This is a genomic window from Streptomyces sp. NPDC001544 (assembly GCF_042894285.1).
Taxonomy (GTDB): domain Bacteria; phylum Actinomycetota; class Actinomycetes; order Streptomycetales; family Streptomycetaceae; genus Streptomyces.
The window spans coordinates 173,603-197,221 of sequence record NZ_JBIAVN010000014.1 but is presented as its reverse complement, the minus strand read 5'-3'; the positions used below and the strand labels follow the sequence as shown (position 1 = coordinate 197,221).

Genomic DNA, 23,619 nt, shown 5'->3' with positions numbered 1-23,619 from the left:
TACTCACGCTCCCGCCCGGGCGCAGCGGGGGGACCGTCGACCCGGCGAGGACGACCTTGGCGGCCAACGACCAGCCGACCGGCGTCAGCCCTTGACCGCGGAACTGGCGACGCCCTGGACGAACCAGCGCTGGAAGAACGCGAAGACGACCAGGACCGGCAGCACCAGGAGGACGCCGAAGGCGAGGATCTGACCCCAGTCGGGCGGCTGTTGGCCCTGGAAGACGCTCATCTCCAGCGGAAGCGGACGTACCGACGGGTCGGACACCATCAGGACCGGCCACAGGAAGGCGCCCCACTGGGTGAGGAAGGTGAGGATCGCCACCGAGGCGAAGGCCGGCCTCGACATCGGAACGACGATGGCGAAGAAGGTGCGCCAGGGACCCGCACCGTCGAGACGGGCGGCCTCCTCGATGCTCGGCGGGATCTTCCGGAAGAAGGTCTGGAACTGGTAGATGGAGAAGGCGTTGGCGATGAAGGGGATCGCCTGGATGTAGAGCGTGTTGCGCTGGTCGTTGAACAGGTAGAAGAGCGGTACGGCCACCGACTCGAACGGGACCAGCATCAACAGCAGGACCAGGGTGAGGACGGCGTTTCTGCCGCGCCACTTCAGCCGCGAGAGCCCGTAGGCCGCCATCGAGTTGACGAACAGGCCTCCGGTCACGACGACGAACGCGACCAGCAGCGACACACCCAGGAAGCGCCAGAAGTACCCGGTGCTGTCGGAGTTCAGGCTGTCGAGCACAGCCGCGTAGTTGTGGAAGGACAGGTGCGTGGGCAGGAAGCCGGACAGGCCGTTCAGGACCTCGTCGGAGGGCTTCAGACTGCCCAGGAACAGGTAGAGGACCGGCAGCGAGAAGACGAACGCCAGCAGACTCAGGACGGTGTAGTCGAGCAGGCGGCGCGCACGGGTGCGGGTCGTGGCCATGGTCAGTCCTCGTTGTCGGGCCGGACGACGCGGCGCTGGATCAGGGTCAGGGCGACGACGATCAGGAAGCACACCACGGTGATCGCGGCGGCCTGACCGACGTTGTTCTGGTCGAAGGCGGTGGTGACCGCCTGGTACATCACGGTCCGTGTCGCGTCCTCGTCGAGTCCGCCACCCCGGATGAGGATGTAGACCTGGTCGAAGACCCGGAAGGAGAGGACGGAGGTGAGCAGGGCGACGAAGGTCAGGGTGCCGCGGATTCCCGGCAGGGTGACGTGGCGGAACTGCTGCCATCGCGAGGCACGGTCCAGTCGGGCGGCCTCGTACAGCTCGTCCGGGATCTGCTGCAGGCCGGCGAGCAGGATGACCATCTGGAAGCCCACACCCTGCCATACCGACAGCACGATCACCGAGGCCATCGCGGTGGCCGCGTCACCGAGCCAGTCGAATGCGCCCCAGTTGCCGAGACTCACCGCGTGCAGAAGGGAGTTGAGCATGCCCTGGTCACTGCGCGCCAGGATCAGCCGCCAGACGACGGCGACCAGCGCCATCGGGAACACCACCGGCAGGAAGAACAGCGACCGGAACAAGCCGATGGCCTTCAGCTTTCGGTTCAGCAGGATCGCGAGGGCCAGGGCGAGACCGGTCTGCAACGGCACGACGACGACGGCGAACGTCAGGTTGTTCAGCAGGGACCGCAGGAACGGACCCGACAGGTCCGGGTCGGTGAACAGGCGCCGGTACTGCTCCAACCCGAAGTACGTGGGCGGCAAAGGTGAGTTGAGGCGCACGTTGTAGAAGGAGAGGACGACTGCGTACACGAACGGGACGCCGACGAAGGCGATCAGCCCGGCGACCGCGGGAGCAGCCATCAGCAGCCCGTGGACCCCGCCACGGTCGCGGCGCGACGCGGGGCGGGCGGACGAGGCGGCGGGAGTCGGCGCGGGCCGGCTCGGCTCGCGGTCGGCCGTGGCGGGCGCGGGTACGGATCCGACGGATTTCACGGGAAGTCCTGTTCCCGGCGGGGGCAGCCCGCGGCGTGCGCGGTCCCGCCCCCAACCGATGACGCTCTCAACGGATCTGGTAGCCGGCGTTGTCGGAGAAGTCCCGGTCGATGGCACGGGCGGCCTTGGACAGGGCGTCCTTCGGGTCGGCGCCGCCGTAGACCGAGTTGAGGGCCTCGCTGAACTGGGCGGTCACGGTGGGGTATCCGGCGGTCAGTGGCCGGGTGACGGCGACGCAGGACTTGGTGATGTGCGCGTCACCGCAGGGCTTGGCGAGCTGCTCCGCGAACAGCCGGAGCGGGCCGCCCTTCTTGTACAGGGGGCTCTTGGCGAGCGCGCTCCTGGTGGCGGGCGGTGCGCCGTTGGCGCTGGTCATGGCCTGCACGTTGGCGTCGTCGAGGAGTGCGTCGAGGAAGGCGCCGGCCGCCTTGGCGTTCTTGGTGCCGGCGCCGATGCCCCAGGCCCAGGAACCCTGCCCCGTCTTGGGGCCGTTGCCGAAGTCGGGCAGCGGCAGGACCACCATGTCCTTGCCGAGGGCGGCGCTGTAGGCGGGGTACATCCAGTGGCCGACCCAGCTGAGCGCGACCCTCCCCTTGGCGAACGCGTTGCCGTCGGTGTTGGCGTCGACGTAGGGCTTCCAGGACTGGAAGGTCTTCAGCGCCGAGACCGCCGCCGGGCCGTCGAGGGCACCGGACGCCTTGCCGTCCTTGAGGAGGGCGCCGCCGGCGGACCAGACGACCGGCGCGAAGCCGTACGTGCCCCACTCGGTGGCCAGGCCGTTGCCCTCCTGGATGTCGAGGACTTTGCCGTCGGAGTCCTTGGCCTTGAGCGCCTTGAGGGCGGCGGTGAACTGTGCGGCGGTCCAGTCGTCGGACAGACCCGTGGGGTACTTCACCCCAGCGGCGTCCAGGAGCTTCTTGTTGCCGTAGACACCCAGCCCGGAGTCGTACATGCCCAGGCCGTAGTGCTTGCCGCCGATCGCCCCCTGGGCCTTGGCGGCATCGGTGGCGTTGGCAAGGGTGCGCTGGGAGACGTAGGAGTCCAGCGGAGCCAGCTTCTTGTTGTAGACGAAGTTCGCCATGGTCGGGCCGTCGAACTCGAGCACGTCCGGCAGCTGGGAGGCGTCCGTGGCGGTGATGGTCTTGGTGTAGTCGTTGGCCGGTATGAGCCTCAGCTGGACCTTGATGTCCTTCTGCGTCGAGTTGAAGGCCTTCACCGCGTTCTGCAGCGCGGCGTCCTCGCTCTTCTGCCCCTGGTGCGCCCAGACCCGGATGGTGCCTTTCCCGCTGCCGGCCTCGGCGGAGGCCTCGGCACCGCCGCTCCCGCCGCAGGCGGCCAGTGCCGCCAGGGGCAGGGCGAGGGCCAGGCTCGTACAGGCCGCGTGACGGAACCTTCTGCGTCCGGCGTTCATAGGGGGCTGCCTCCGTACGTGTGTCAGGGTCGGATGAGGGTGGTGGCGGAACGGGCGTGGGGGACCGCTGCGGATCACTGGGGACCGCGGGGCCGGGGCGGGGCGGTGGTGTCGCGGAGCACCAGCCGGATGGGCATCTGCACGTGCCCGTCCGGTGCGGTACCGGGGTCGTCGAGTTGCTGGAGCAGCAGCCGGGCGGCCTGCGCTCCCTGGCCCGAGACGGGCTGGGCGACGGTCGTCAGCCCGATCACCTCCGCGAGTTCGTGGTCGTCGAAACCGACGACGGACACGTCGTCCGGGACCTTCAGCCGGTGCCGGCGCAGTGCGCGCAGCGCGCCCATCGCCATCTCGTCGGACTGGGCGAACACGGCTGTCGGCGGCCGGGAAACACTCAGCAGCTCGGTCATGGCCCGCTCGCCGCCGTCTACCGTGTAGCCCCCGTCCGCCTCCAGCGCCGGGTCGTGTGCGATACCGGCGTCGGCCAGGACGTCCAGGAACGCCTGGCGGCGCTCGACGGGGGTCGTCCAGTGCAGCGGCTCACTGGCCCCCGAGATCATGCCGATCCGGCGGTGACCGAGGTTCACCAGGTGCCGTACGGCGCTCGTGGCACCGGCGTGGTCGTCGATGCCGACGACGGTGAAGCCGTCCCGAGGGCCGCCCACGGTCGTCGCCAGGGGCACCCCCAGCGAGCGCAGCGCCGCGGCCTCGTCCTCGTCGGGGATGAGCAGCGACAACACCGCGTCCACCCGCTTGCGCACGGGCAGCTTGGTGAAGAAACGCTTGCGTGTCTCCGGCGTCCCGAGGTTGTAGAGCAGGACGTCGTAGCCGGCGGCACTGAGTTCCTTCTCGGCGGCGTCCAGCACCGTGCCGAAGAACCAGCGGCCGATGTAGGGCGCGATCACGCCGATGGTGAAGGTGCGGCCGCTGGCCAGGCTGGAGGCCGACCGGGAGGCGGTGTAGCCGAGCGAGGCGGCGACGGCCGTGATCTGGGCCCGTACCTCGTCCGACACGCCCGGCCTGCCGCGCAGCGCGCGGGACACGGTGGACGCGGAGACGCCGGCGGCGCGGGCGACGTCGGTGATGCTGACCGTCAAGGCGCACTACCTCTCGTTGTTTTCACCTCGGTGGTGTCTGTGGGTGACGCGACCGTAGACCCGGCCTCGCCGTTGCGCAAGCGTTTGCGTTCAGATTTACTTGGGCCGATTCTCAGCCGAGACGTTCTGTATCTTTCAACAGCGCACGCGTTTGAGCGCTGCCCAGCTGACAGGAAGTGCGCATGCGATACGCTCCGCCCGGCCTCTGCGTGAACGACTTCGCCCTGCTCCGCGACGACGACGGCACCTACGTGGTGCTGCATCTGCAGGGCCCGTGGACGGACGAGTTCGACCACCTGCGGATGGAGACGTCGTACGGTCGCGCCACCTCCTGCGACCTGGTCGGTTGGCAGCCGCAGGGCGCCGCCTTCGGCAACGGCCTGCCCGGCCGCTTCGACCAGCAGGCCGTGTGGACCATGCACCCGATCCGGCACGGCGGCGGCATGGCGATGTTCTACACCGGCGTCCGCGGCCTCACGCCGGGCGGCTGGCCCCTGCAGTCCGTCGGACTCGCGTACTCCGCCCGCACCGACGGCACCGGCTGGCGGCGCCACGGCACCGGCCCGGTGGCCGAAGCCGACGCGCGCTGGTACCGCACCGGTGAACGCATGGGCTGGCGCGACCCGTTCGTCGTACCCGACGACGAGTCGGACGGCTGGGTGATGGTGGTCTGCGCCAGCGACGCCTCACTCCCGGTCGATGCCGGCGGCTGCGTCGCCTGGGCGACCTCCGACGATCTGGAGCACTGGACGATCCACCCCCCGCTCATCGCGCCCGGAGATGTCGACGAACTGGAGTGCCCGGTGCTCGAACGTCTCGCCGACGGCAGTTGGCTGCTGCTGGGCTCCATCGGCGCCACCCGCGGCTTCGAGGCATGGACCGCGCCACGGCTGCGCGGTCCCTGGACCCGCCGCGGCCCTCTGGGGCCCACAGGCTCCTATGCCCCCCGGGTCATCGGCGCACCGGACGGTTCCCGCGTCGTCCTGCACACGGCACCCCGCCGCGTCGGCCTGACCGACGACGGCGCCCCCTGCCGCGGCATGCTCGCCCAGCCGAAGCTCCTGGTCACGCCCGCACAAGCCGCACCGCGCCTGGAATGGTGGCCTGGACTGGACCACTGGCTCGGAGAGCCGGGAAGCCAGGCCGCACTGCACGCGGTCGGCGACGTCCCCGTCTCGGGTCCCGTGGAGGTCGCGCTGCGCGCGGAACGGCCGGACGGTGGCCGCCCGGCCCTCACCGTCGGTTACGACGGCGAGGACATCTGGGTCGCGGGCCCCGGCGGAACGCGCATCGCGGAGACCAGGTTGACCGAGCCGGCCGCCACGGTGCGCATCCTCACCGTGGGCGAGTACGTGGAGGTGTACGCCGACGGCGTCTTCATGCTGACCGCCACCTGCTACTCGGGCCATCCCACGCCCTGGACGGTGCTGACCGAGGGCCGTACCCGCGCGGTACCGGTCCGCCCGATGCGCATCCCCTCACCGGAACGTGACGACGCCTCTGCCATCTGGCCGGGACCAGGGCACGGCGAGGAATGACCGTTCGCGGCCCAGGGAGTCCGGACCCGAGTGCAGACCTCGGCGTCTCACCGGACGACCCGTTCGGGAATCGTCGGCAGAACCTTCTCGGCGATGTGGACGAGAACGCCGTCGTCGGGGAGGGCTCCGGACGTGCTCCACACGGTGACGTCGTAGTAACCGCCCCGGTCATGACGGTCGAGGGCCACGGAAAGTGTCCTGGCCAGGGGGCCGTCTTGGACGGGCCCGCCCGATCCGCCGCTTCCCAGGTTGATCTCGAACTTCATGGTGTGGTCGGAGGAGAACACCGCGGGTCGGCCGAGGACCGAGAGTGTCCTGACGTCCGTCTCGTCGCCGTACTTCATCAGTTTCACGTACTGGTGGGTCGACAGTTCGTTGTATGTGGCCGAGACATGCACGGTGTACGTGTCGAAGGTGACCTCGGCTTCCGGCTGGGCGACCCTCCCATCGGTCAGGGGGGCGGTGTCGCTGGTGCCCGTAGCGTCGTTCGCGGTCTCTTCGGGCGTGCCGAGGAGCCTGGCCAGATCTGGCCGGTTGAGCGCCTTGCACAGCTCTTCACCGGTCACGGGCGGGGGTGTCTTCTTGTAGACCTTCGGTAGCTTCTCGTGCTCTCCACCCGAACACGAGGCGGGCTGCGGGGTGCTGTCGCCGGAAGGCAGCACGTGCGGGCCGAGCCACAGCGCCCCCGCGAGTGCCCCGAAAACGGCCACGGCGGCGAGGGCCTGGCCCCAAGCGTTGGGCTCCTTCTCCACGGTGAGCGGGCCTGGCCGCGGCACAGGACCGACCTCCGCGGACGGGACGGCGGCGTCAACCACCGCCCCTTCCGCGGGGCTTGCCGGACTGGGATTCCGGCGTGCGCGCAATGCCTGGATCACCCTGTGGACGCGTACTGCCGTGAACAGGAGGAACAGCACGCCGAGGCCGGCCGCGACCAGGTCGTCATCGCGGAAGGCGAGATACATGACGCGCACGCCGAGAACGGACCCCACGGCGATGAGAAGGGGCTCGCGGACCCAGAACGGCAGGAGGCGGAGGAGTAATCCGAGCATCCGGTGATCTCATCAGGACAAGCCCGGATCCGCCGTGGTGGAAGCCACAGTTCCGGGCACGTGCAGGGCCTGCCGAAGCGCGGACGGCGACAGGCAGGGGCGAACCGGGCGGGCCGGGCCCCTCGCCCGCACCCGGTGACGTTTCCCGGCCGCCACGAAAAATTCGGTGCGAGCCGTTGACACCCGTCCCGGTAGCTCCTAATTTCACTGCACGCGAACCGGTTCGATGATTGTTACCTCACTGACTCATGTAAAAAGTCGAACCGCTTCGACCACTCACAGCGAGGAGTGTCCGTGAACATCGGTGAGATCGCCAAGCGAGCTGGTGTCTCGCGGAGCACCGTGTCGTACGCGCTCAGCGGCAAGCGGCCCGTGTCCGAGGACACCCGCCGGAAGATCCAGCGGGTCATCGACGAGCTGGGTTACCGGCCCAACGCGAGCGCACGGGCCCTGGCCAACGGACGGACCAGCACCATCGGTCTGGTCTTCCCGCCTGCCGGGAACCACTACACGGGAATGCAGCTGGATTTCATCGGCAGTGTCGTGGAGGCCGCAGCGGCGCACGACTACGACGTCCTGCTGTCCCCGAGCGGCGTGGACAGTGACCGTTCGTTCCAGCGGCTGCTGGGGGAGCGACGGGTCGACGGCGCGATCCTGATGGAGATCAGGCTGGAGGACGACCGGGTCGACCATCTGGCCGAGCTGGGTTTCCCCTCCGTCGCCATCGGCCGCACCGCCCACCCGGAGGGCGGCTGGTGGGTCGGCCTGGACCACACCGCGCTGGTGGAGGCGTGCGTTCGCCACCTGGCGGACCTCGGTCACACCAGGGTCGCCTTCGTCAACCGGCCCGAGCAACTCCTGCAGGCGGGGTACGAGTCCGCGCACCGGGGGCTCGAGGGCTTCACCAAGGCCGCGGCCGAGCGCGGGCTGACGGTGCGGACGTACTGCTGCGGGGACGACGCCGCGTCCGGCCAGTTCTGTGTGGAGCGGATTCTGCACGACGACCCGGCCACCACGTCCCTGGTCACGCTGAACGAGGCCGCTCTGGGCGGCCTCTACCGCGGACTCGCCCAGGCGGACCGCCATGTGCCGCGCGACTTCTCCGTCACCGGAGTCGTGGCCGGGAGGTGGGCGGAGACGGTGACCCCGCAGCTGACCGCGGCCGACGTGCCGGCGGAGGAGATGGGCCGCCGAGCCGTCGACCTGCTCGTCGAGCGGCTCGATCGTCCGGGTGCCTCCCCCCGGCACCATCTCCTCACGCCGCCGATCTCGTTGCGGGCCAGCACCGGGCCCGCCGGCGGTAACCCCGCCGCCCAGGCACCGCACTCCTGACCGCACACCTCCCCCCCAGCCTCCTTCTCTCTTCCCCCTTCTCCTTCTCCTTCTCCTTCTGCACAGGGCACCCAGCCCCCGCCGCCGTTCGGTGTGCCCGCTTCCCCCACGTCACCCCTCCCACGGCACCCCCGTGCCAAGAACGAAGGACCCGCCATGCACAGCTCCTCCAGACGGCTCCTCGCCGCCGTGGCCGTGTCGACCGTCGTCGCCGTCGTCGGCACCGCCTGCTCGTCCGGATCCGGCAGCACCGACACCAAGGGCGCAGGCAGCGGCACGTACACGATCTGGGACCCGTACCCGCAGTTCGACAAGACCTCGGCCTGGGCGAAGCTGCTGAACGAGTGCGGCACCAAGGCCGGCGTGAAGATCAAGCGGACCGCCTTCGACACCAGCGACCTGGCCAACAAGGCACTCCTGGCAGCGCAGCAGGACAACTCTCCGGACGTCCTCATCGTCGACAACCCTGTGGTGTCGACCCTGGCCGAGGCGGGAGTGCTCACCACGACCGCCGACGACAAGCTGGACACCTCGAAGGTGGACCCCAACCTCCTCGCTGCCGGACAGTCGGGCGGGAAGACGTACGGAACGCCCATCGGCGCCAACACCCTCGCCCTCTACTACAACAAGAAGGTCCTCAAGGCAGCAGGCGTGGACGTCGCCTCGGTCAAGGACTGGCAGTCGCTGACGTCGGCGCTGGCGAAGGTGAAGAAGGCGGGCAAGAAGGGCATCACCTTCTCCGCGATCGGCACGGAGGAAGGCAGCTTCCAGTTCCTGCCGTGGTTCTGGGGAGCGGGCGCGAAACTGACCGAACTCGACTCGCCCGAGGGTGTTTCGGCGCTGTCGCTGTGGAAGAACTGGCTGAAGGAGGGCTACGCCCCCAACTCGGTGCTCAACAACACCCAGACGACCAGCTGGCAGGAGTTCGCCGGCGGAGACTACGCCTTCGCGGAGAACGGCACCTGGCAGCTCGCAGGCGCGGAGAAGGCCGGCTTCGACTACGGCGTCCTGCCCATCCCCGGCGCCTCGGGCGGGAACGCCGCGGCCCCCACCGGTGGCGAGTTCGTCACCATCCCCGTCCAGGGCGACACGGGCCGCTACGCCACCACCCGGAAGCTGGCGACCTGCCTGACCAGCAGCCAGAACCTGTACGCCACCGACACCACCCTGTCCTACGTGGCCCCCACCGGCGAGGTCCAGGACAAGCAGGTCGCGGCGAACCCCAAGCTGAAGCCCTGGGTCGACGCGGTCAAGGCGGCCAAGGGACGCACCAGTGACAACCTCGGCACCAAGTACCCCAAGATCTCCGAACAGTTGTGGAAGGCCGTCCAGTCCGCCCTCAGCGGGGCCGAGTCACCCAAGGAAGCGTTCGCCAAGGCCCAGTCGGCCGCCCAGTAGCCAGGAAGTGTCCGGGTCGCAGATGAACCACACGACACAACTGCCGGACCGCCGGTCCGCGCCTGCCCGGGCCGGGGCGGTCACCGCCGCCCCGGCCCCGGCACACGCGCGAGCACGGCGCCGTCCGACCTCGCCGCAGTGGACCGCCTGGGGATTCCTCACCCCGGTGACCCTCTACCTCGTCCTCTTCTACGCCTATCCGCTCTACCGGAACATCGATCTCAGCCTGCGCAACTACACCGTCCGCTCCTTTGTCCAGGGCAACGCGCCCTTCACCGGCCTGAAGAACTACCAAACCGTCTTCGACGACCCGACCTTCGCCCCGGCGCTGCTGCACACCGTGGTGTTCACCGCCGTGTGCCTGATCTTCCAGTACGCCATCGGCCTGGCCCTCGCGGTCTTCTTCAACCAGCACTTCCGGCTGTCGGCGACCCTGCGCGCCCTGTTCCTGGTGCCGTGGCTGCTGCCGCTGATCGTCTCGGCGTCCACCTGGTCGTGGATGCTCAACAGCGACTCCGGAATCGTCAACGCCGCACTGCACATCCTCGGCATCGACCCGGTGAACTGGCTGACGTCACCGTCGTGGTCACTGACCTCGGTGATCATCGCGAACGTCTGGATCGGCGTCCCCTTCAACCTGGTCGTGCTCTACAGCGGACTGCAGTCCATCCCCACGAGCCTGTACGAGGCGGCCGCCCTCGACGGAGCGAACGCCTGGCACCGCTTCTGGCGCATCACCTTCCCGCTGCTGCGCCCGGTGTCCGCCATCACGCTGCTCCTCGGTCTGGTCTACACGCTCAAGGTCTTCGACATCATCTGGATCATGACCAAGGGCGGTCCGGCGGACTCGTCGACCACCTTCGCCACCTGGTCCTACCAACTCGGCTTCGGCAACCTGCTGCCCGCGTTCGGCCCCGGCGCGGCTGTCGGCAACCTGCTCGTCGTCGCCGCCCTGGTCTTCGGCCTGATCCACGTCCGGGCCCAGCGGAAGCAGGCGCTGTCATGACGAGTTCACCATGGGTCCTCAGCCGTCGTCGCCGCGCCTGGGGGAAAACGACCGCGGGCGTCCTGCTGACCGCGATCATACTGTTCCCGGTCTACTGGATGATCAACGTGTCCTTCACCCGCGACCAGGACATGCGCAAGAGCCCACCGGACCTGCTGCCGATGCACGGCACCCTGACCGGCTACCGCACCGTCCTCCACGAGCAGCTGCCCTACCTCGGCACCAGCCTCGTCATCGCTCTGGGCACCGTCGTCCTGACCGTCGCGCTCTCCGCGCCCGCCGGCTACGCCCTGGCCAAGCTCCGTCCGCGTGGCGGTGGCGTCCTCAGCTTCGTCCTGCTGGCCGCCCAGATGATCCCCGGCATCATCATGGCGATGGGCTTCTACGCCATCTACCTCAGCCTCGGCCTGCTCCAGTCCGTGCCCGGCCTGATCGTCGCCGACTCCACCCTGGCCGTTCCCTTCGCGGTGCTGATCTTCACCGCCTTCATGTCGGGCATCCCCGGTGAACTGCTCCAGGCCGCCACGGTGGACGGCGCCGGACCCTGGCGTGCCTTCCGGTCGATCGTGCTGCCCATGAGCCGCAACGCCGTCGTCACGGTGTCCCTGTTCGCGTTCCTGTGGTCGTGGTCCGACTTCGTCTTCGCCAGCACCCTGGTCAACGGCGGTGCGCACGAACCGATCACCCTCGGCATCTACCACTACATCGGCAACAACAACCAGGAGTGGAACGCCATCATGGCCACCGCCGTCGTGGCCTCAGCTCCGGCCGCGGTCATCCTCGTCCTCGCCCAGCGCTACGTCGCCGCCGGCGTGTCCGCCGGAGCCGTCAAGGACTGACACCGCAGCGCCCGGACGCGACGGCGCTGTTGACGGCCCGTCGCGCGAGCACCGGTGACCCCGACCGGCAGACCGCCGAACACTCCGCCCAAGAAATGAGTGCCGCCTTCATGACCGCTGCCCCGCCCGGCCCGGCCTTCTCCGTCCACGACATCCCGTTCAGCACGTACGGATCCTGGTTCGGCATCTCTCCCGTGCTGGCGGAGAAGACACGCGCCGAGGACCTTCACCTGGTCTCGCACCAGAACGGCATGCACGCCGTCCTGCGCCTCGTCCCCCTCGACGCGGTGACGGGCGAGCGGGCGGAGACCGTCGTGCGGGCCACACCGAGCCTGCTCCGCTGGACCGGCGCGGACGGCCTCGTCGACCTCGCCTACGAGTCACCGGACACCGTACGCGTACGGGGCCAAGGGATGGGCCTGCGCGTCACCGCGGCGGCGACGACCCTCACCCCCTTCAGCGGAACCTACTTCTACCGTGACCCGGTGGACGGCACCCACACGTTCACCTCCTACGAGACCGGCCGCCGCTACCGGATCACCGTGCTGTCCGGCAGGGTCGCCGAGGTGTCCGGCATCCAGGCCCTGGGCGCCGGTGACCGCGGTCTCACGGTCAGCGCCGAAGCCGACGGTTCGTGGGAGGTCGCGGTCGAGGAACTCGACAGTGCGCGACAGCCCTACCACCCGTCGACGTCGTTCGGCGAGGTCATGGAGGCCGCGCGGCGATCGTTCGCCGGGTTCGTGGACGCGGTCGCCCCGTGGCGTTCGGCCGCCACACCGGCGGCCGAACTCGCCGCCTATGTGGTGTGGTCCGCCACCGTACGCCCGGCCGGCCTGGTCACCCGTCACGCGGTACTGATGTCCAAACACTGGATGGACAAGGTCTGGAGCTGGGACCACTGCTTCAACGCCCTCGCCCTGGCCTGCGGATCCCCGGGCCTCGCCTGGGACCAGTTCTCTCTGCCCTTCGACCACCAGGACGAGGCGGGAGCCCTGCCCGACTCGGTCACGCATTCCGAGGTCCTGTACAACTTCGTGAAACCCCCCATCCACGGCTGGGCCCTGCGGCACCTGCGCGCTCGGCTCCCCGAACCCCTGGGCCGGGCCCAACTGGCCGAGGCCTACGACCGGCTGGTGCGCTGGACGGACTTCTGGCTCACCGCACGGCGTACACGCGGCGCCGCCCTGCCCCACTACCAGCACGGCAACGACAGCGGCTGGGACAACGCCACCACCTTCGACCCCGAACGCGTCGTCGTCAGCGCCGACCTGGCCGCCTTCCTCACCCTGCAAATGCGCGAACTCGCCTCGATTGCTGACGAGTTGGGGAATCCGGACGACGCCCGCCGGTGGATGCGAACAGCCGACGCCACGCAGGCGGCGATGCTGGAAACGCTCTGGACCGATGACCGGTTCGTCGCCCGCTCCGCCGGCGGCTCGGACACCTGGACCAGTGCCGGCCTCCTCGATCTGATGCCCATCGCGCTGGGCGAGCACCTCCCCGAGGACATCAGCGCCGTACTGGCCGGCCGCATCGAAGCCCACCTGACGCCGCACGGCCTGGCAACCGAACACCCCACCTCACCGCACTACCGCTCCGACGGATACTGGCGCGGTCCCATCTGGGCCCCCGCCACGATCCTCATCGAGGACGGCCTGCGCCGCGCCGGCCACCAGTGTCTCGCGGACGACATCAGCGCCCGTTTCCGCGTCCTGTGCGAGACCAACGGCTTCGCCGAGAACTTCGACGCCCTCACCGGCACCGGCCTGCGCGACCGCGCCTACACCTGGACCGCCAGCAGCTACCTCCTCCTGGCCGAAGCACACGTCCACCGCCACTCATCAAGGAGCCGCACATGAACCGGTCCCGGACACTCACCAGGACGCGAAACCTCACGGGGCGGCGAGCAGCGTCATGTCTCGCGGCGCTCACGGCCGCACTGGCCACCACGCTGCTGCCCGCCACCCCGTCACAGGCCGCCGACACCGAAGTCACCGTCGACTTCGCCACCGCCGGAGGCGCCCCGGCGTACCACGCCTCGGGCATGATCTACGGGATGACGCCGGACGGCTCACTCCCGCAGGACCACTTCTTCAAGGACATCAAGTGGCACTTCATGCGGGCGGGCGGAGCACAGCTCAACAGCGGCGGCTACGCCACCAGCCTCGCCGACTACCAGACCCGATGGGCCTCCACCCTGGCCCAGTACAAGCGCACCACCGCCCTCGGCGGCACATTCGTCCTACTGCCCCATGACCTGTGGGGTGCGGACGGCACAACGAGCCAGGGCTGGCCGGGGGACAACGGTGACTGGACGCAGTTCGACAACTTCGTCAGCCGGCTCATCAGCGATGTCAAAGCCAGCAACATGACCGTCGAGTGGGACCTGTGGAACGAGCCCGACGGCAGCGGCTTCTGGAAGCCCCCGCAGGCGCAGTACCTGCAGATGTGGTCGCGTTTCTACGCCAAGGTGCGCGCCGCCTTCCCTTCCCAGCTCATCGTCGGCCCCAGCATCGCCGGACAGCCGAACTCCTCCAACACCTGGTGGACCACCTACCTGAACCATGTCAAGGCCAACAACGTCGCCCCGGACATCTACAGCTGGCACGACGAGCCCGGCGACCCGGCGACCGACGTCGGCCGGGCAGACTCCACCCTCGCCGCCGCCGGCCTGACCAACACCCGGGCGTACCAGATCAACGAGTACGCGACACTGTCCATGCAGTCCCCGGGCGGCGGCGCCTGGTTCATCGGCCGGCTGGAGCGGGCCGGCGCCGACGGACTGCGCGGCAACTGGGCCTCCGGCACCCACCTGCACGACTACGAGGCGAACCTGCTCACCAAGAACAGCGCCGGCCAGTACCTGCCGCTGGGGGAGTGGTTCATGTACCGCTACTACGGCTCGCAGACCGGCAACATCGTCAAACTCACGCCCGGCGCCGGCACCGACGGCCTGGCGACCAAGGACAACACCGCCGAGAACGCCAAGGTGCTGCTCGGCAGCAGCGGCAACACCGGCACGGTCACCGTCAACCTGACCGGCCTGAACACCACGTCGGTGGTGGAGAACAGCCAGGTCCGCGCCGTCGTCCAGCGCATCCCGTACAACAGCGGTGCCGCCGTCACCGGCCCGACGACCATCTCGGACACCACCCTGACGGTCAGCAACAACGCTGCCTCGGTCTCCCTCCCGTGGACGAGCGCCAAGGACGGCTACACCGTCACTCTCCTGCCGCCGTCCGACACGACCGTCTCCACCGTCGCGGTCAGCGAGAACAGCGGCCAGTGCCTGGACGACACCGACCTCGGCACCGCCAACGGCACCCAGTACCAGCAGTACTACTGCGAGGGCGGCTACCAGCAGATGCTCGACCTCAAGCCGGTGAGCGGCAGGACCAACACGTACACGGTGGTGAACGAGCGCAGCGGCAAGTGCCTCGACGTCTCCGGCGCGTCCACGGCGGACGGTGCCGCAGTCATCCAGTACACCTGTAACGGCGCCACCAACCAGCAGTTCACCCTCAACCCCGTCACCGCGCTCGGCAACAGCCAGGACTACCAGCTGGTCGCCGTCCACAGCGGCAAGTGCGTCGACGTCAGCAATGTCTCCACCTCCGCGGGCGCGAAGATCCACCAGTGGACCTGCGACCCCGCGAGCGCACTGAGCACCAAGAAGAATCAGATCTGGAGGCTCACCGGCAAGAGCTGAACGGACCGGACGGCCCCGCGAGAGGCGTCGTTGTCAGTGCCGGGTGACACCATCCCGTCATGAGTGAAGAGACCTTCAACTGGCCTGCTTTCCTTGAACGTTGGCAGGAGGAATGGATTCCGCGCGAGGACGGCGACGGACGGACCGTCGTTCCCCTGGGCAGGCCCGGTGCGGACGAGGCGGCGATCGCCGCGGCCGAGAAGCGGCTGGGGCGGCGACTGCCGCCCTCGTACCGGGAGTTCCTGGCCGTGAGCGACGGGTGGCACCTGGACCGGACGGCCGGGGTCTACCAGCTCGGCGGTGCCGCGGACATCGACTGGTTCCGGGATCCGCACGACATGACCCCGCTGTACGAGGAGAACCTGGACGACCACCCGAGCGAGGAGGACGTCCTGCTGGCCGGAATGTGGCAGCGGGCGCTACGGCTGGAGACGGACTCCGACATGTCGTACGCCCTGCTCGACCCGGGCGACCGCGACCAGGACGGCGAGTGGGCGCTCTACGTCTACAAAGGCTGGAGCGGTGAACTACCGGACCGCTATCCGTCGTTCCGCGCGTACATGCAGGCGATGTACCGGAACTTCCACAGTGACCGGGCGCACAGACCCGACTTCGTGAACGCGACCACGCGCGCCCAGGACGCCCATGTGGAGGAGGCCCGTCTGCTGGCACTGCGCGGACGGTACGAGGAGGCCCTGCCCCTGCTCGAGGAGGCGCGGTCCTTCGGACGGCCACGGAGCGCCGTACTGCTCGACCAGCTCCGGCATCTGCTGGCTCCGCGCAGCTCCCGGGGGTACGGCAACCTGGTGGCCGACCCGCGCTACCTGCCGGAGGTTCTGCCAGTGGAGGCGATGGAGCCGGCACGCGGCGAAGGGCGGCCGGGCGGGGACGACCACTGGCTCAGGGTCATGGCCGCCCGTGGAGTCGCCCGCAAGGCCGCCGAGACCGTGCTGAGCGCGATGCGGAACGGCACCCACCGCTACGCGCCTGACGGGCCATGGGGCCAGGCCGTCGCAGAGGCCCGGGGGGCGGCCCGCTGGGGGGCGACCGACGCCGCCTGGCGTTTGCTGCGGGACGCGCTCCCGCAGTGGGAGGCACCGGGACCCTCGCTCATCGCCCCGCTCGGCCTGCTCGCCGATCCGGTCCTGGGGTCGCTGATCACCCCGGAGCGTGGGCGGGAAATCCTCGCGACACCGCGGTCAGGGGAGACGGGCCCCGCTCCCGAGCCGGTGCCCGATCTCGACCCGCCGGGCCTCGCCTGGCTGACGGAGCCCGCGGTGAACGGGCAGCCGCTCGACGGATACCGCTGTGTCTGGGTCGAGGGCGTCGACCCGGCCCGCCTGCCCGCCCTGATCGGCGAGGAAGGCGCAGAGCTGAGCGCGCCCACGGATGTGCGCATGGCGTTCTGGCGGGCGCCCCGACCCCATGAGCGGGAGGGCGTGGAACCCTGGGAAGACCGGGCAGTGGTCGCCGTCGGCCGCACTGCCGAGGCGTGGGCCTTCGCCTTCGACGTCTACTCCCACCACCATATGAACACGCGGTTCCAGTCCCCGGCTCCGGCCGCCTCCTCGTGCGGCCGCGCGGTGGTGGTGTGGCGCGAACCGAGGCGTTCCACCCCGGGCGGCCACCCGACCGCGTTCCACCTGTCGGTGGCCGAACAGGGCGAGGAACTCTACGCGTTCACCGTGCGCGGTCCGCAGATCCAGCGCTCCGGCGCGATACCGGAGGCCCTGGACCCCGGACGGCTGTTCCGCCCGCAGGACACCGAAACGGACCACGAACGACGGGTGTTGGAAGCCCTGCACACCGAACTCGGGCTCTCGCTTCCCCGTTTCGCGCTGACCCGGGGCAGGCTTCCCGTCTTCACCACCCGCTCATGGACACGGGCACCACGCGCGGGGGAGGCGTACGCCTACCTGCGCGTCGTGCGGCACCGGCAGTGAGGGGGGCGTGGGTGCCGGCCGGTGGACGGCTCAGGGCGCGGTGAACAGGGACGGGAAGCGAGGAGCCAGCCACGGCCGGGGGCCCCAGGCGAGGACCAGCCCCCGGGCGATGGCACGCCAGGGATTCAGCCGGCCGAGCGCGATGAGCAGGAAGGCTACGGGGTCGAGCAGGATGGTGCAGTCCACGCGCCGCGACGGCGCCCCCGGTGTCACCTGCACGGCGCCGTCGGCCAGAAACACCTCGAACCTTTCGCCCCCGCGCAACCGGATCCGGTAACGGGCCGTGAGCCCGGCCGTGTTCGCGCAGTTCGCGACACGCGGCATGACCGACAGCATGAACGGCATGCACAAGCCCACCCGCGCCGGGTCGACCATGTGCGGACGCCTCAAGGCACGGGCGAGGTCGTACCCGTGGCCGAGCATGTGCGTGAGCAGGTACGACGCCAGGACGGACCGGTTCATCGAGCCCAGGGGCGTGGTCGGTGCCGGGCCGTCGGCCGCAGGGAGCGACAGAGCGTCCAGGAACGCCTCGGCCTGCTCCGTGAGCATCCTTGCCAGAGGCTCCGCCCGGCGCTCTGCGAATACGGCGAGGGACTCCTCGTTGGCCCTGGCGAGGCTCTGCGGCGTTCCGTCGCCGTAGGGGCGTTCCCGGCCGGCGGCCAGGTCTGCCATCAGCTCGTTGGCCATGGCCAGGTGAGCGGCGACCTCTCCGACGGTCCACTGCGATCCCGGCACGGCAAGCGTCGTGTCGTTCGCGTTGCGCACCAGCGTGGCGATCTCCTCGGCAGTGCCCCGGATCGCCTGCCCCAGCCCGTCGGGCAGGGGCCAGGTGCCGTCCTGTCGTACCGTCGTGTGCACGTTGCCCGCTCCACTCCCCACCCGACCGGCACGGCCCACGTGCCTGTGGCGCTGGTACCCAACCAGACTCGGGGGCGCACGGCAACCCGGGAGACGGCGACTACACCTCGTCGGCGGGCTCCGCGCGGTGCCGGGGCGCGAAGCCCGTCAGGGGACTCTCGTCGAGGTAGCGGATCTCGTAGACGCGTTCGGTGAACCGCCAGCCGTCCGGAATTCGCCGGTAGCGGTCGTGGTAGATGGCGTAGTTCACCCCGGACCGACCGTCGCGGCCCCGCCCGACCTCGGACATGTACGCACGGCCGGACGCGGTGTCACCGTCGAGCCGTATCAGGCCCGGATGGGTGTTCTGCACCAGGAAGTCCACGAACTCCGGGACCCGGCGGCCCCATGCGCGGATCTGCTCCTGGCCGTTCATCTCGGCGGGGATGCCGGGCATCCGCCACACGCCGTCCGGGGTGAACAGCGATGCGACACGGTCGTAGTCGCGCATCATCACCGCGTCGGTGAACTCACCGCGCAGCGCCTCGATTCCGACCCGGTCCGCGATCGCCTGAAAGTCACTCATCTCCGCCTCCCTGTCACATCCACGGGGGATGCTGTGCCGGTGTCAGCACTTCGACGCCGCTGCTCCCCGGAATGTGAGGCGAGACGCCGACCTCACATTCCGGGGAGCCGTTTCGTCGGTCTGGTGAGCGCGGATCCGACCAGCACAGGGCAAGGGGAGGACCATGACAACCGGAGACGATCAAAGCCTGGACGCGATGATGGGTGAACGGCGTCGGCTGATCAATCTCGCCTACCGACTGCTGGGCTCCCTGGCCGAGGCCGAGGACGTCGTCCAGGAGACGTACGCCCGCTGGTACGCCATGTCCCGCGGGCAGCAGGACGCCATCGAGTCCCCCGGTGCCTGGCTGACGAAGGTCGCGGGCCGTATCTGCCTGGACCTGCTCGGCTCGGCGCGGGCCCGGCGCGAGCGCTACGTAGGCGCGTGGATCCCCGAGCCGCTGCCCGAACCCACCCAGTGGACCACTGGGCCTACGGGCAGCGCCACGGCCGACCCGGTCGACCGGGTGACCCTCGACGAGTCGGTCAGCATGGCCTTTCTCGTCATGCTCGAATCGATGACCCCGGCCGAACGCGTCGCGTTCATCCTGCACGACGTCTTCCGCTATTCCTTCAACGAAGTCGCCGACATCGTCGGCCGCACGCCCGCGGCCTGCCGTCAGCTGGCCACCTCCGCCCGCCGCCGTATCCGCACCTCCCGGACACCCGCGCCCCCGGCGGCCCACCGGGCCGACCTCGTCAGGGACTTCGGACAGGCGTGGCAGGCCAAGGACATCAGCGCCCTCATCGGTCTCCTCGACCCCGAAGCCACAGTGATCGCCGACGGCGGCGGCCTCACCAGGGCCTCACTCGACCCCATCGAAGGCGGCGAGCGAATCGCGCACTACCTGACCGACCTCTTCACGAGGGCTCCTGGCACCCTGACCGTCCTGGAACGCACGGTCAACGGCGGGCCCGGTCTGGTCGCCCGCCAGGACGGCCGCACCGTGGCGGTGTACGCGTTCGACTTCGCGGGCGATCGGATCAGCCGCATCTGGGCGGTACTCAATCCCGAGAAACTCCGCTCCTGGGTGACGGGCTGACCATGTGCTCAGGCGGCGGCGCCGCCATCGATGACCAGGTCGCTGCCGACCATGGAAGCGGCATCCGGCGAGGCCAGATACAGCACGGCTGCCGCGACCTCGGCGGTGGAGGAGACCCGCCCGAGCGGCAGCACCCGCTGCATCCGGGCGGCGCGGTCGGCGTCCGTCTCCCCCGGCCGCAACGACATGACGGTGTCGGAGGGGCCGGGACTGACGGCGTTGATACGGACCCCGTCGGCGATGTGGTCCAGAGCGGCCGCCCGGGTCAGGGCCGAGACGGCCGCCTTGGTGGCGATGTAGCCGGCCACGCCTGGGACACGGCTGTGCGCGCCGAGGTTGGAGGCGACGTTGATGATTGCGCCGCCGGTGGGCTGTTCGCGCATCCGGCCGACTTCCGCCTGCAGACACAGGAGGACACCGGTGACGTTGATGTCGAGCAGGGTGCGCCAGTCCTCCTCGGGGAGATCGGCTACGGGAGCGCCGCCCCGGAAGACACCCGCGTTGTTGACGGCGACATCCAGGCTGCCGAAGAGCTCCACGGTGCGGTGGACCAGAGCCCTGACGTCCTCGGAGCGGGTCACGTCCGCGGTGACCGCGGCCGCCGTGCCGCCCTCCTTCTCGATCAGGGCCACCGTCTCGCCGAGTGAAACCGCCGTACGTCCGGCCGCGACCACCGAGGCTCCTTCGGCGGCGAAGGCGAGAGCGACGGCCCGGCCGATGCCGGAGCCCGCGCCGGTGACGAGGGCGGTCTTACCGGTGAAGCGCGCGGTCATGGTGATGACTCCCTTGGTCGGTAGTCAACTGGACTGATCAGTCGACAACTCGTCTGCAACCTGCGTCTGTTGGCCACGGCTGGGTGGTACTGGCCATCGCTCGGACCCTAGATGATATTGGAACGCTCGGTCAATTATCCTCTCGTGAAGCGCTGGAAATTAAACGGTTGGCGGGCGACCCGGGGGCTGAGTACGGTCCGCGCATGGTCATTACGCCCCGTGTTTCTTAGCTCGGACCCCAGCCTCGACGCCACCCTTGTGTCCTTGAGCAATTACGGAGCGTAACTCCATGAATTCTCTTCGCGGTCCCGGCCTGTTCCGGAACCGGGACTTCTCGCTGCTGCTGAGCGGCCAGCTGGTCTCTGCCCTCGGTGACCAGGCCCATTTCATGGCCTTGCCGCTGATCGTGCTGGCCCTCACCGGGTCGGCCACCCAAGCCGGCGTCGTACTCGGCCTCGGCACCCTTTCCTTCTTGGCCTTCGGGCTGATCGCCGGTGCCCTGGTCGACCGGTGGGACCGTAAGGCCACCATGATCTGGTGTGAGTTCGGCCGGGCCGTGCTCATCGCCGGAGTCGTCGTCGCGCTGTGGCTGAACGAGCTCACCATGCCCCAGCTGTATGCGACGGCCGTTCTGGCCGGGGTCCTGGCCACCCTCTACCAGGTGGCGAACACAGCGGCGCTGCCCAACGTGGTCGGTCCGCGACAACTGTCCGCTGCGCTCGCCTACTCGCAGTCCGCGTCCAGCATGGTGGGCGTCGTCGGCGCCTCACTCGCCGGTGCGCTCTACGCTCTCGGCAGGACCGTGCCGTTCGCCGTCGACGCGGTTTCCTTCGCGGTGTCCGCCGCGTCGCTGCTCCTGATGCGTGCTCGGTTCCAACTGGACCGGCAGGACGCGCGGACGACGTCCCCGATCACCAGCGAGATCCGAGAGGGGCTCGGCCGGCTCTGGCACCAGCCGGTCATCCGGTTCCTCACTCTGGTCTCGGCCGCTGACAAGGTGCGCTACGGCGCCGGGTACCTGTTGATCATCACGCTCGCCCGGCAGGTGGGTGCCTCGCCGCTGTGGATCGGCGTCATCTTCAGCGGCGCGGCGGTCGGTGCCCTGGCGGGGGCGCTCGTCTCGGACAGGGCCACACGCCGCTTTCCACTGGGCCGGATCGCCGTGGTGATGCTGTGGCTGGAGGCCTTGATGTTCCCCCTCTACGCGCTCGCGCCCAACCCGCTGATGCTGGCAGCGGTCGCGGCCGCTGAGTCGCTGGTGGCTCCCGTGTACGCGGTGGCGATGACCAGTCACCAGCTGGCCATCACCCCCGACGAGTTGCGGGGCCGGACCACGAGCGCGGTCTCCACGCTGACCACCGGAGCACTGTCGATCGGCACGCTCGCAGGCGGCGCGCTGATCACCGCGCTGGGCGCCAAGCCGCTGGTCTGGCTCTGCGGAGGATGGCTGTTCATCCTGGCCGTCATCACCACGGCCAACCGGGCCGTGCGGCAAGCGCCGTCGGCAGGTGCGCTTCCGCAACGGAAGGCCACCAGCGCGGCCGAGGCCGCTGACATGACTGGCTGACCGAAGGTGGGCGGCCACCTTTGCTCGTCAGCAGGTGGGAAAGCGCTGACGGCCCGGCGGTGGCCGCTGCCGCCCGAGGACGCCCCACCCAGGGGTCCCGACGGCCTCCTCGTCGAGCCGCTAGCCGTTGTACGGGACCCAGGCGCGCCCGCCCGCGTCGTTCGTGCCGTACCAGTAGTGCGGCATGCCTTCGATGCTGGTGGTGTGGAACGGGCGACCGTGGTCGTCGATACGCACCGTGCCGGTGCGGCCCTGCGAGGACCAGTCGAGTTCGAGATACCATCGGGCGTCGTAGGTCTGGGTCGTCGCGTCGACCAGCAGCACCTCGGGGTCCTGGGCGGAGACTCGGTACGGGAAGTGCACGGCCGGGATCTTGTGTTCGCTGTCGGCGCTGTCGGCACCGTCCTTCGGGCGGGCGATGGGGCGGTCGACGTCGAGGTTCACGGTGAAGCTGCGGGGCGCGAGGTCGCCTCCGCAGCCCTGGCCCATGGAGTACGCGATGCCTCGGACCGGGGTGCCGCGGCTGACCACGCGGACACGGAGCGCCTCCAGGACCACGGCCGTGGACGACCGCCCCTGCACCGAGATCTGCACCATCGTCTGCCGCCCGTGCACCGCGCCCTGTGCCGCCGCCCACACCCCGGCGTCCTGCTGCACCGGCGGAGGAGGCACCTGCGCGGGTGGCTTGTCGATGACGTAGTCGTGGTTGCAGCCCAGCTCCCAGACCTGGGAGTCGGCGCTCCAGGTGAGGGGCAGGCCGGCCCGCTTCGCGGCGGAGGTGGGGCCACTGCCGGTCGCGGACGGGGCAGGGGCCCTGTGCCGGGAGCCGGGTGACGCGGAGCTCCGGGAAGCCGAGGAGGAGGTGGTTGCGGACGGTTTCACCGGGCGGTGGGGTGCGCCGTGGGCGGTCGTCCGTGGGCTCGCGGAGCCGGGGGTGGCAGCTTCGGCGGAGCGGTCGTCCGACAGGGCGGACATGCTGCTGCCCACAGCGGCGAGCAGCGCGCAGGCGACGGCGGTGGGCGTCAGTACTCGTCGGCGGCGGCGCCAGGGGCGGGGAGTGGGGGAGGGGGCGGGCTTGTCCGGGGCGGGATCGTTCCCGGGCCGCATCGCGGAAGTGCTCGCCTCGACGAGTGCACCGTCCGCATCCGGCGCGGGTATGGCCACTTCCGCCGCACCGGCGGTACGCACCCGCTGCCGGGCCGCCAGCGCCGACAGCCACAGCCGGTGCAACTCGAGCCGCTCCTCAGGTGTCGCCGCGCAGAAGGCCGCGAGCCGTTCCACGGGCGCGAAGTCCTGCGGCACCGCCTCGCCCGCGCAGTACCGGTGCAGCGTGGAGGTGTTCATGCCGAGGCGGCGAGCCAGAGAGCCGTAGCTCCGACCCGTCCGGTCCTTCAGCCGGCGCAGCAACGCCGCGAACTCCTCGACATCGTCGCGAATCGACACCGTTCCCCCGTCGTCGGCCCGCGATCCCGTATCCCAGGCACTCACATACCTGCACGTCAGATGGGCGGGGATGGTTCCATTC

Annotated in this window: 19 protein-coding genes; 10 read left to right on the top strand and 9 right to left on the bottom strand. The window is 69.8% G+C overall.

Translation table 11 applies throughout. The features are described from left to right. Positions 1 to 84 precede the first annotated feature (84 nt). The 4 genes from ACFY0F_RS29780 to ACFY0F_RS29765 all read right to left on the bottom strand — a co-directional run bounded on the left by ACFY0F_RS29780 (position 85) and on the right by ACFY0F_RS29765 (position 4,436). Positions 85 to 927, bottom strand: coding sequence for a carbohydrate ABC transporter permease (locus tag ACFY0F_RS29780; RefSeq protein ID WP_388800854.1), 843 nt, complete (start codon positions 925 to 927; stop codon positions 85 to 87). Between the two features lie 2 nt (positions 928 to 929). Further along, positions 930 to 1,931 (bottom strand): carbohydrate ABC transporter permease, encoded by a 1,002-nt coding sequence (locus ACFY0F_RS29775; RefSeq protein WP_388800851.1) that lies wholly within the window; start codon positions 1,929 to 1,931, stop codon positions 930 to 932. A gap of 67 nt (positions 1,932 to 1,998) precedes the next feature. Then, positions 1,999 to 3,342 carry an ABC transporter substrate-binding protein gene (locus ACFY0F_RS29770; RefSeq protein WP_388800849.1) on the bottom strand — a complete coding sequence of 448 codons (1,344 nt, stop codon included), beginning with the start codon at positions 3,340 to 3,342 and terminating at the stop codon, positions 1,999 to 2,001. A gap of 74 nt (positions 3,343 to 3,416) precedes the next feature. Further along, complete coding sequence (locus tag ACFY0F_RS29765) at positions 3,417 to 4,436, bottom strand: LacI family DNA-binding transcriptional regulator (protein WP_388800846.1); 1,020 nt, start codon at positions 4,434 to 4,436, stop codon at positions 3,417 to 3,419. Between the two features lie 182 nt (positions 4,437 to 4,618). On the opposite strand from ACFY0F_RS29765, the gene ACFY0F_RS29760 reads away from it, so the two are divergent. After that, positions 4,619 to 5,974, top strand: coding sequence for a mucin-1 (locus ACFY0F_RS29760; protein ID WP_388800843.1), 1,356 nt, complete (start codon positions 4,619 to 4,621; stop codon positions 5,972 to 5,974). A gap of 47 nt (positions 5,975 to 6,021) precedes the next feature. Here ACFY0F_RS29760 and ACFY0F_RS29755 read toward each other — a convergent pair whose 3' ends face one another. Continuing rightward, positions 6,022 to 7,023: a DUF6215 domain-containing protein gene (locus ACFY0F_RS29755; protein ID WP_388800841.1), complete on the bottom strand. Its 1,002-nt coding sequence runs from the start codon at positions 7,021 to 7,023 to the stop codon at positions 6,022 to 6,024. A 294-nt stretch (positions 7,024 to 7,317) separates the two neighbouring features. Between ACFY0F_RS29755 and ACFY0F_RS29750 the strand changes: the two genes are divergently transcribed. From ACFY0F_RS29750 to ACFY0F_RS29720, 7 genes are all read left to right on the top strand, one after another. Beyond that, positions 7,318 to 8,355 (top strand): LacI family DNA-binding transcriptional regulator, encoded by a 1,038-nt coding sequence (locus ACFY0F_RS29750; RefSeq protein ID WP_388800838.1) that lies wholly within the window; start codon positions 7,318 to 7,320, stop codon positions 8,353 to 8,355. 156 nt (positions 8,356 to 8,511) lie between these two features. Further along, the gene (locus tag ACFY0F_RS29745) at positions 8,512 to 9,753 is read left to right on the top strand and encodes an extracellular solute-binding protein (protein WP_388800835.1); all 1,242 of its coding nucleotides are present in this window, start codon (positions 8,512 to 8,514) and stop codon (positions 9,751 to 9,753) included. A 22-nt stretch (positions 9,754 to 9,775) separates the two neighbouring features. Next, positions 9,776 to 10,759 (top strand): carbohydrate ABC transporter permease, encoded by a 984-nt coding sequence (locus ACFY0F_RS29740; RefSeq protein WP_388800832.1) that lies wholly within the window; start codon positions 9,776 to 9,778, stop codon positions 10,757 to 10,759. Continuing rightward, complete coding sequence (locus ACFY0F_RS29735) at positions 10,756 to 11,598, top strand: carbohydrate ABC transporter permease (protein ID WP_388800829.1); 843 nt, start codon at positions 10,756 to 10,758, stop codon at positions 11,596 to 11,598. Before ACFY0F_RS29740 ends, ACFY0F_RS29735 begins: the two co-directional genes overlap by 4 nt. A 110-nt stretch (positions 11,599 to 11,708) precedes the next feature. Then, entirely contained in the window at positions 11,709 to 13,457 is a 1,749-nt protein-coding gene (locus ACFY0F_RS29730; RefSeq protein WP_388800826.1) for an amylo-alpha-1,6-glucosidase, read from the top strand. Further along, a complete protein-coding gene (locus ACFY0F_RS29725) occupies positions 13,454 to 15,307 on the top strand; it encodes an RICIN domain-containing protein (protein WP_388800824.1) in 1,854 nt (617 codons plus the stop codon). Before ACFY0F_RS29730 ends, ACFY0F_RS29725 begins: the two co-directional genes overlap by 4 nt. A 59-nt stretch (positions 15,308 to 15,366) precedes the next feature. Further along, positions 15,367 to 17,250: an SMI1/KNR4 family protein gene (locus tag ACFY0F_RS29720; protein WP_388800821.1), complete on the top strand. Its 1,884-nt coding sequence runs from the start codon at positions 15,367 to 15,369 to the stop codon at positions 17,248 to 17,250. A gap of 30 nt (positions 17,251 to 17,280) precedes the next feature. Here ACFY0F_RS29720 and ACFY0F_RS29715 read toward each other — a convergent pair whose 3' ends face one another. Together ACFY0F_RS29715 and ACFY0F_RS29710 are read right to left on the bottom strand one after the other, a co-directional pair. After that, a complete protein-coding gene (locus tag ACFY0F_RS29715; RefSeq protein WP_388800820.1) occupies positions 17,281 to 18,108 on the bottom strand; it encodes a maleylpyruvate isomerase family mycothiol-dependent enzyme in 828 nt (275 codons plus the stop codon). A gap of 100 nt (positions 18,109 to 18,208) precedes the next feature. Then, positions 18,209 to 18,673 carry a nuclear transport factor 2 family protein gene (locus ACFY0F_RS29710; protein ID WP_388800817.1) on the bottom strand — a complete coding sequence of 155 codons (465 nt, stop codon included), beginning with the start codon at positions 18,671 to 18,673 and terminating at the stop codon, positions 18,209 to 18,211. Positions 18,674 to 18,836: 163 nt separating this feature from the next. On the opposite strand from ACFY0F_RS29710, the gene sigJ reads away from it, so the two are divergent. Continuing rightward, the gene (sigJ, locus tag ACFY0F_RS29705) at positions 18,837 to 19,754 is read left to right on the top strand and encodes an RNA polymerase sigma factor SigJ (protein ID WP_388800814.1); all 918 of its coding nucleotides are present in this window, start codon (positions 18,837 to 18,839) and stop codon (positions 19,752 to 19,754) included. 8 nt (positions 19,755 to 19,762) lie between these two features. Here the strand turns inward: sigJ and ACFY0F_RS29700 are convergent, their stop codons facing one another. Further along, entirely contained in the window at positions 19,763 to 20,527 is a 765-nt protein-coding gene (locus ACFY0F_RS29700) for an SDR family NAD(P)-dependent oxidoreductase (RefSeq protein ID WP_388800811.1), read from the bottom strand. A gap of 289 nt (positions 20,528 to 20,816) precedes the next feature. Here ACFY0F_RS29700 and ACFY0F_RS29695 point away from each other — a divergent pair, with 289 nt between their 5' ends. Continuing rightward, on the top strand, positions 20,817 to 22,094 hold the full coding sequence (locus ACFY0F_RS29695) for an MFS transporter (protein WP_388800809.1): 1,278 nt from the start codon (positions 20,817 to 20,819) through the stop codon (positions 22,092 to 22,094). A 120-nt stretch (positions 22,095 to 22,214) separates the two neighbouring features. Here the strand turns inward: ACFY0F_RS29695 and ACFY0F_RS29690 are convergent, their stop codons facing one another. Next, complete coding sequence (locus ACFY0F_RS29690) at positions 22,215 to 23,537, bottom strand: helix-turn-helix domain-containing protein (protein ID WP_388800806.1); 1,323 nt, start codon at positions 23,535 to 23,537, stop codon at positions 22,215 to 22,217. Between the last annotated feature and the right edge of the window lie 82 nt (positions 23,538 to 23,619).

What these genes read in the sequence shown, in the direction of transcription:
- ACFY0F_RS29755 (WP_388800841.1), bottom strand. Translation starts at nt 7,023, where the DNA reads ATGCTCGGATTACTCCTCCGCCTCCTGCCGTTCTGGGTCCGCGAGCCC.
- ACFY0F_RS29700 (WP_388800811.1), bottom strand. Translation starts at nt 20,527, where the DNA reads ATGACCGCGCGCTTCACCGGTAAGACCGCCCTCGTCACCGGCGCGGGC.
- ACFY0F_RS29695 (WP_388800809.1), top strand. Translation starts at nt 20,817, where the DNA reads ATGAATTCTCTTCGCGGTCCCGGCCTGTTCCGGAACCGGGACTTCTCG.
- sigJ (WP_388800814.1), top strand. Translation starts at nt 18,837, where the DNA reads ATGACAACCGGAGACGATCAAAGCCTGGACGCGATGATGGGTGAACGG.
- ACFY0F_RS29770 (WP_388800849.1), bottom strand. Translation starts at nt 3,342, where the DNA reads ATGAACGCCGGACGCAGAAGGTTCCGTCACGCGGCCTGTACGAGCCTG.
- ACFY0F_RS29760 (WP_388800843.1), top strand. Translation starts at nt 4,619, where the DNA reads ATGCGATACGCTCCGCCCGGCCTCTGCGTGAACGACTTCGCCCTGCTC.
- ACFY0F_RS29780 (WP_388800854.1), bottom strand. Translation starts at nt 927, where the DNA reads ATGGCCACGACCCGCACCCGTGCGCGCCGCCTGCTCGACTACACCGTC.
- ACFY0F_RS29745 (WP_388800835.1), top strand. Translation starts at nt 8,512, where the DNA reads ATGCACAGCTCCTCCAGACGGCTCCTCGCCGCCGTGGCCGTGTCGACC.
- ACFY0F_RS29740 (WP_388800832.1), top strand. Translation starts at nt 9,776, where the DNA reads ATGAACCACACGACACAACTGCCGGACCGCCGGTCCGCGCCTGCCCGG.
- ACFY0F_RS29735 (WP_388800829.1), top strand. Translation starts at nt 10,756, where the DNA reads ATGACGAGTTCACCATGGGTCCTCAGCCGTCGTCGCCGCGCCTGGGGG.
- ACFY0F_RS29720 (WP_388800821.1), top strand. Translation starts at nt 15,367, where the DNA reads ATGAGTGAAGAGACCTTCAACTGGCCTGCTTTCCTTGAACGTTGGCAG.
- ACFY0F_RS29710 (WP_388800817.1), bottom strand. Translation starts at nt 18,673, where the DNA reads ATGAGTGACTTTCAGGCGATCGCGGACCGGGTCGGAATCGAGGCGCTG.
- ACFY0F_RS29725 (WP_388800824.1), top strand. Translation starts at nt 13,454, where the DNA reads ATGAACCGGTCCCGGACACTCACCAGGACGCGAAACCTCACGGGGCGG.
- ACFY0F_RS29730 (WP_388800826.1), top strand. Translation starts at nt 11,709, where the DNA reads ATGACCGCTGCCCCGCCCGGCCCGGCCTTCTCCGTCCACGACATCCCG.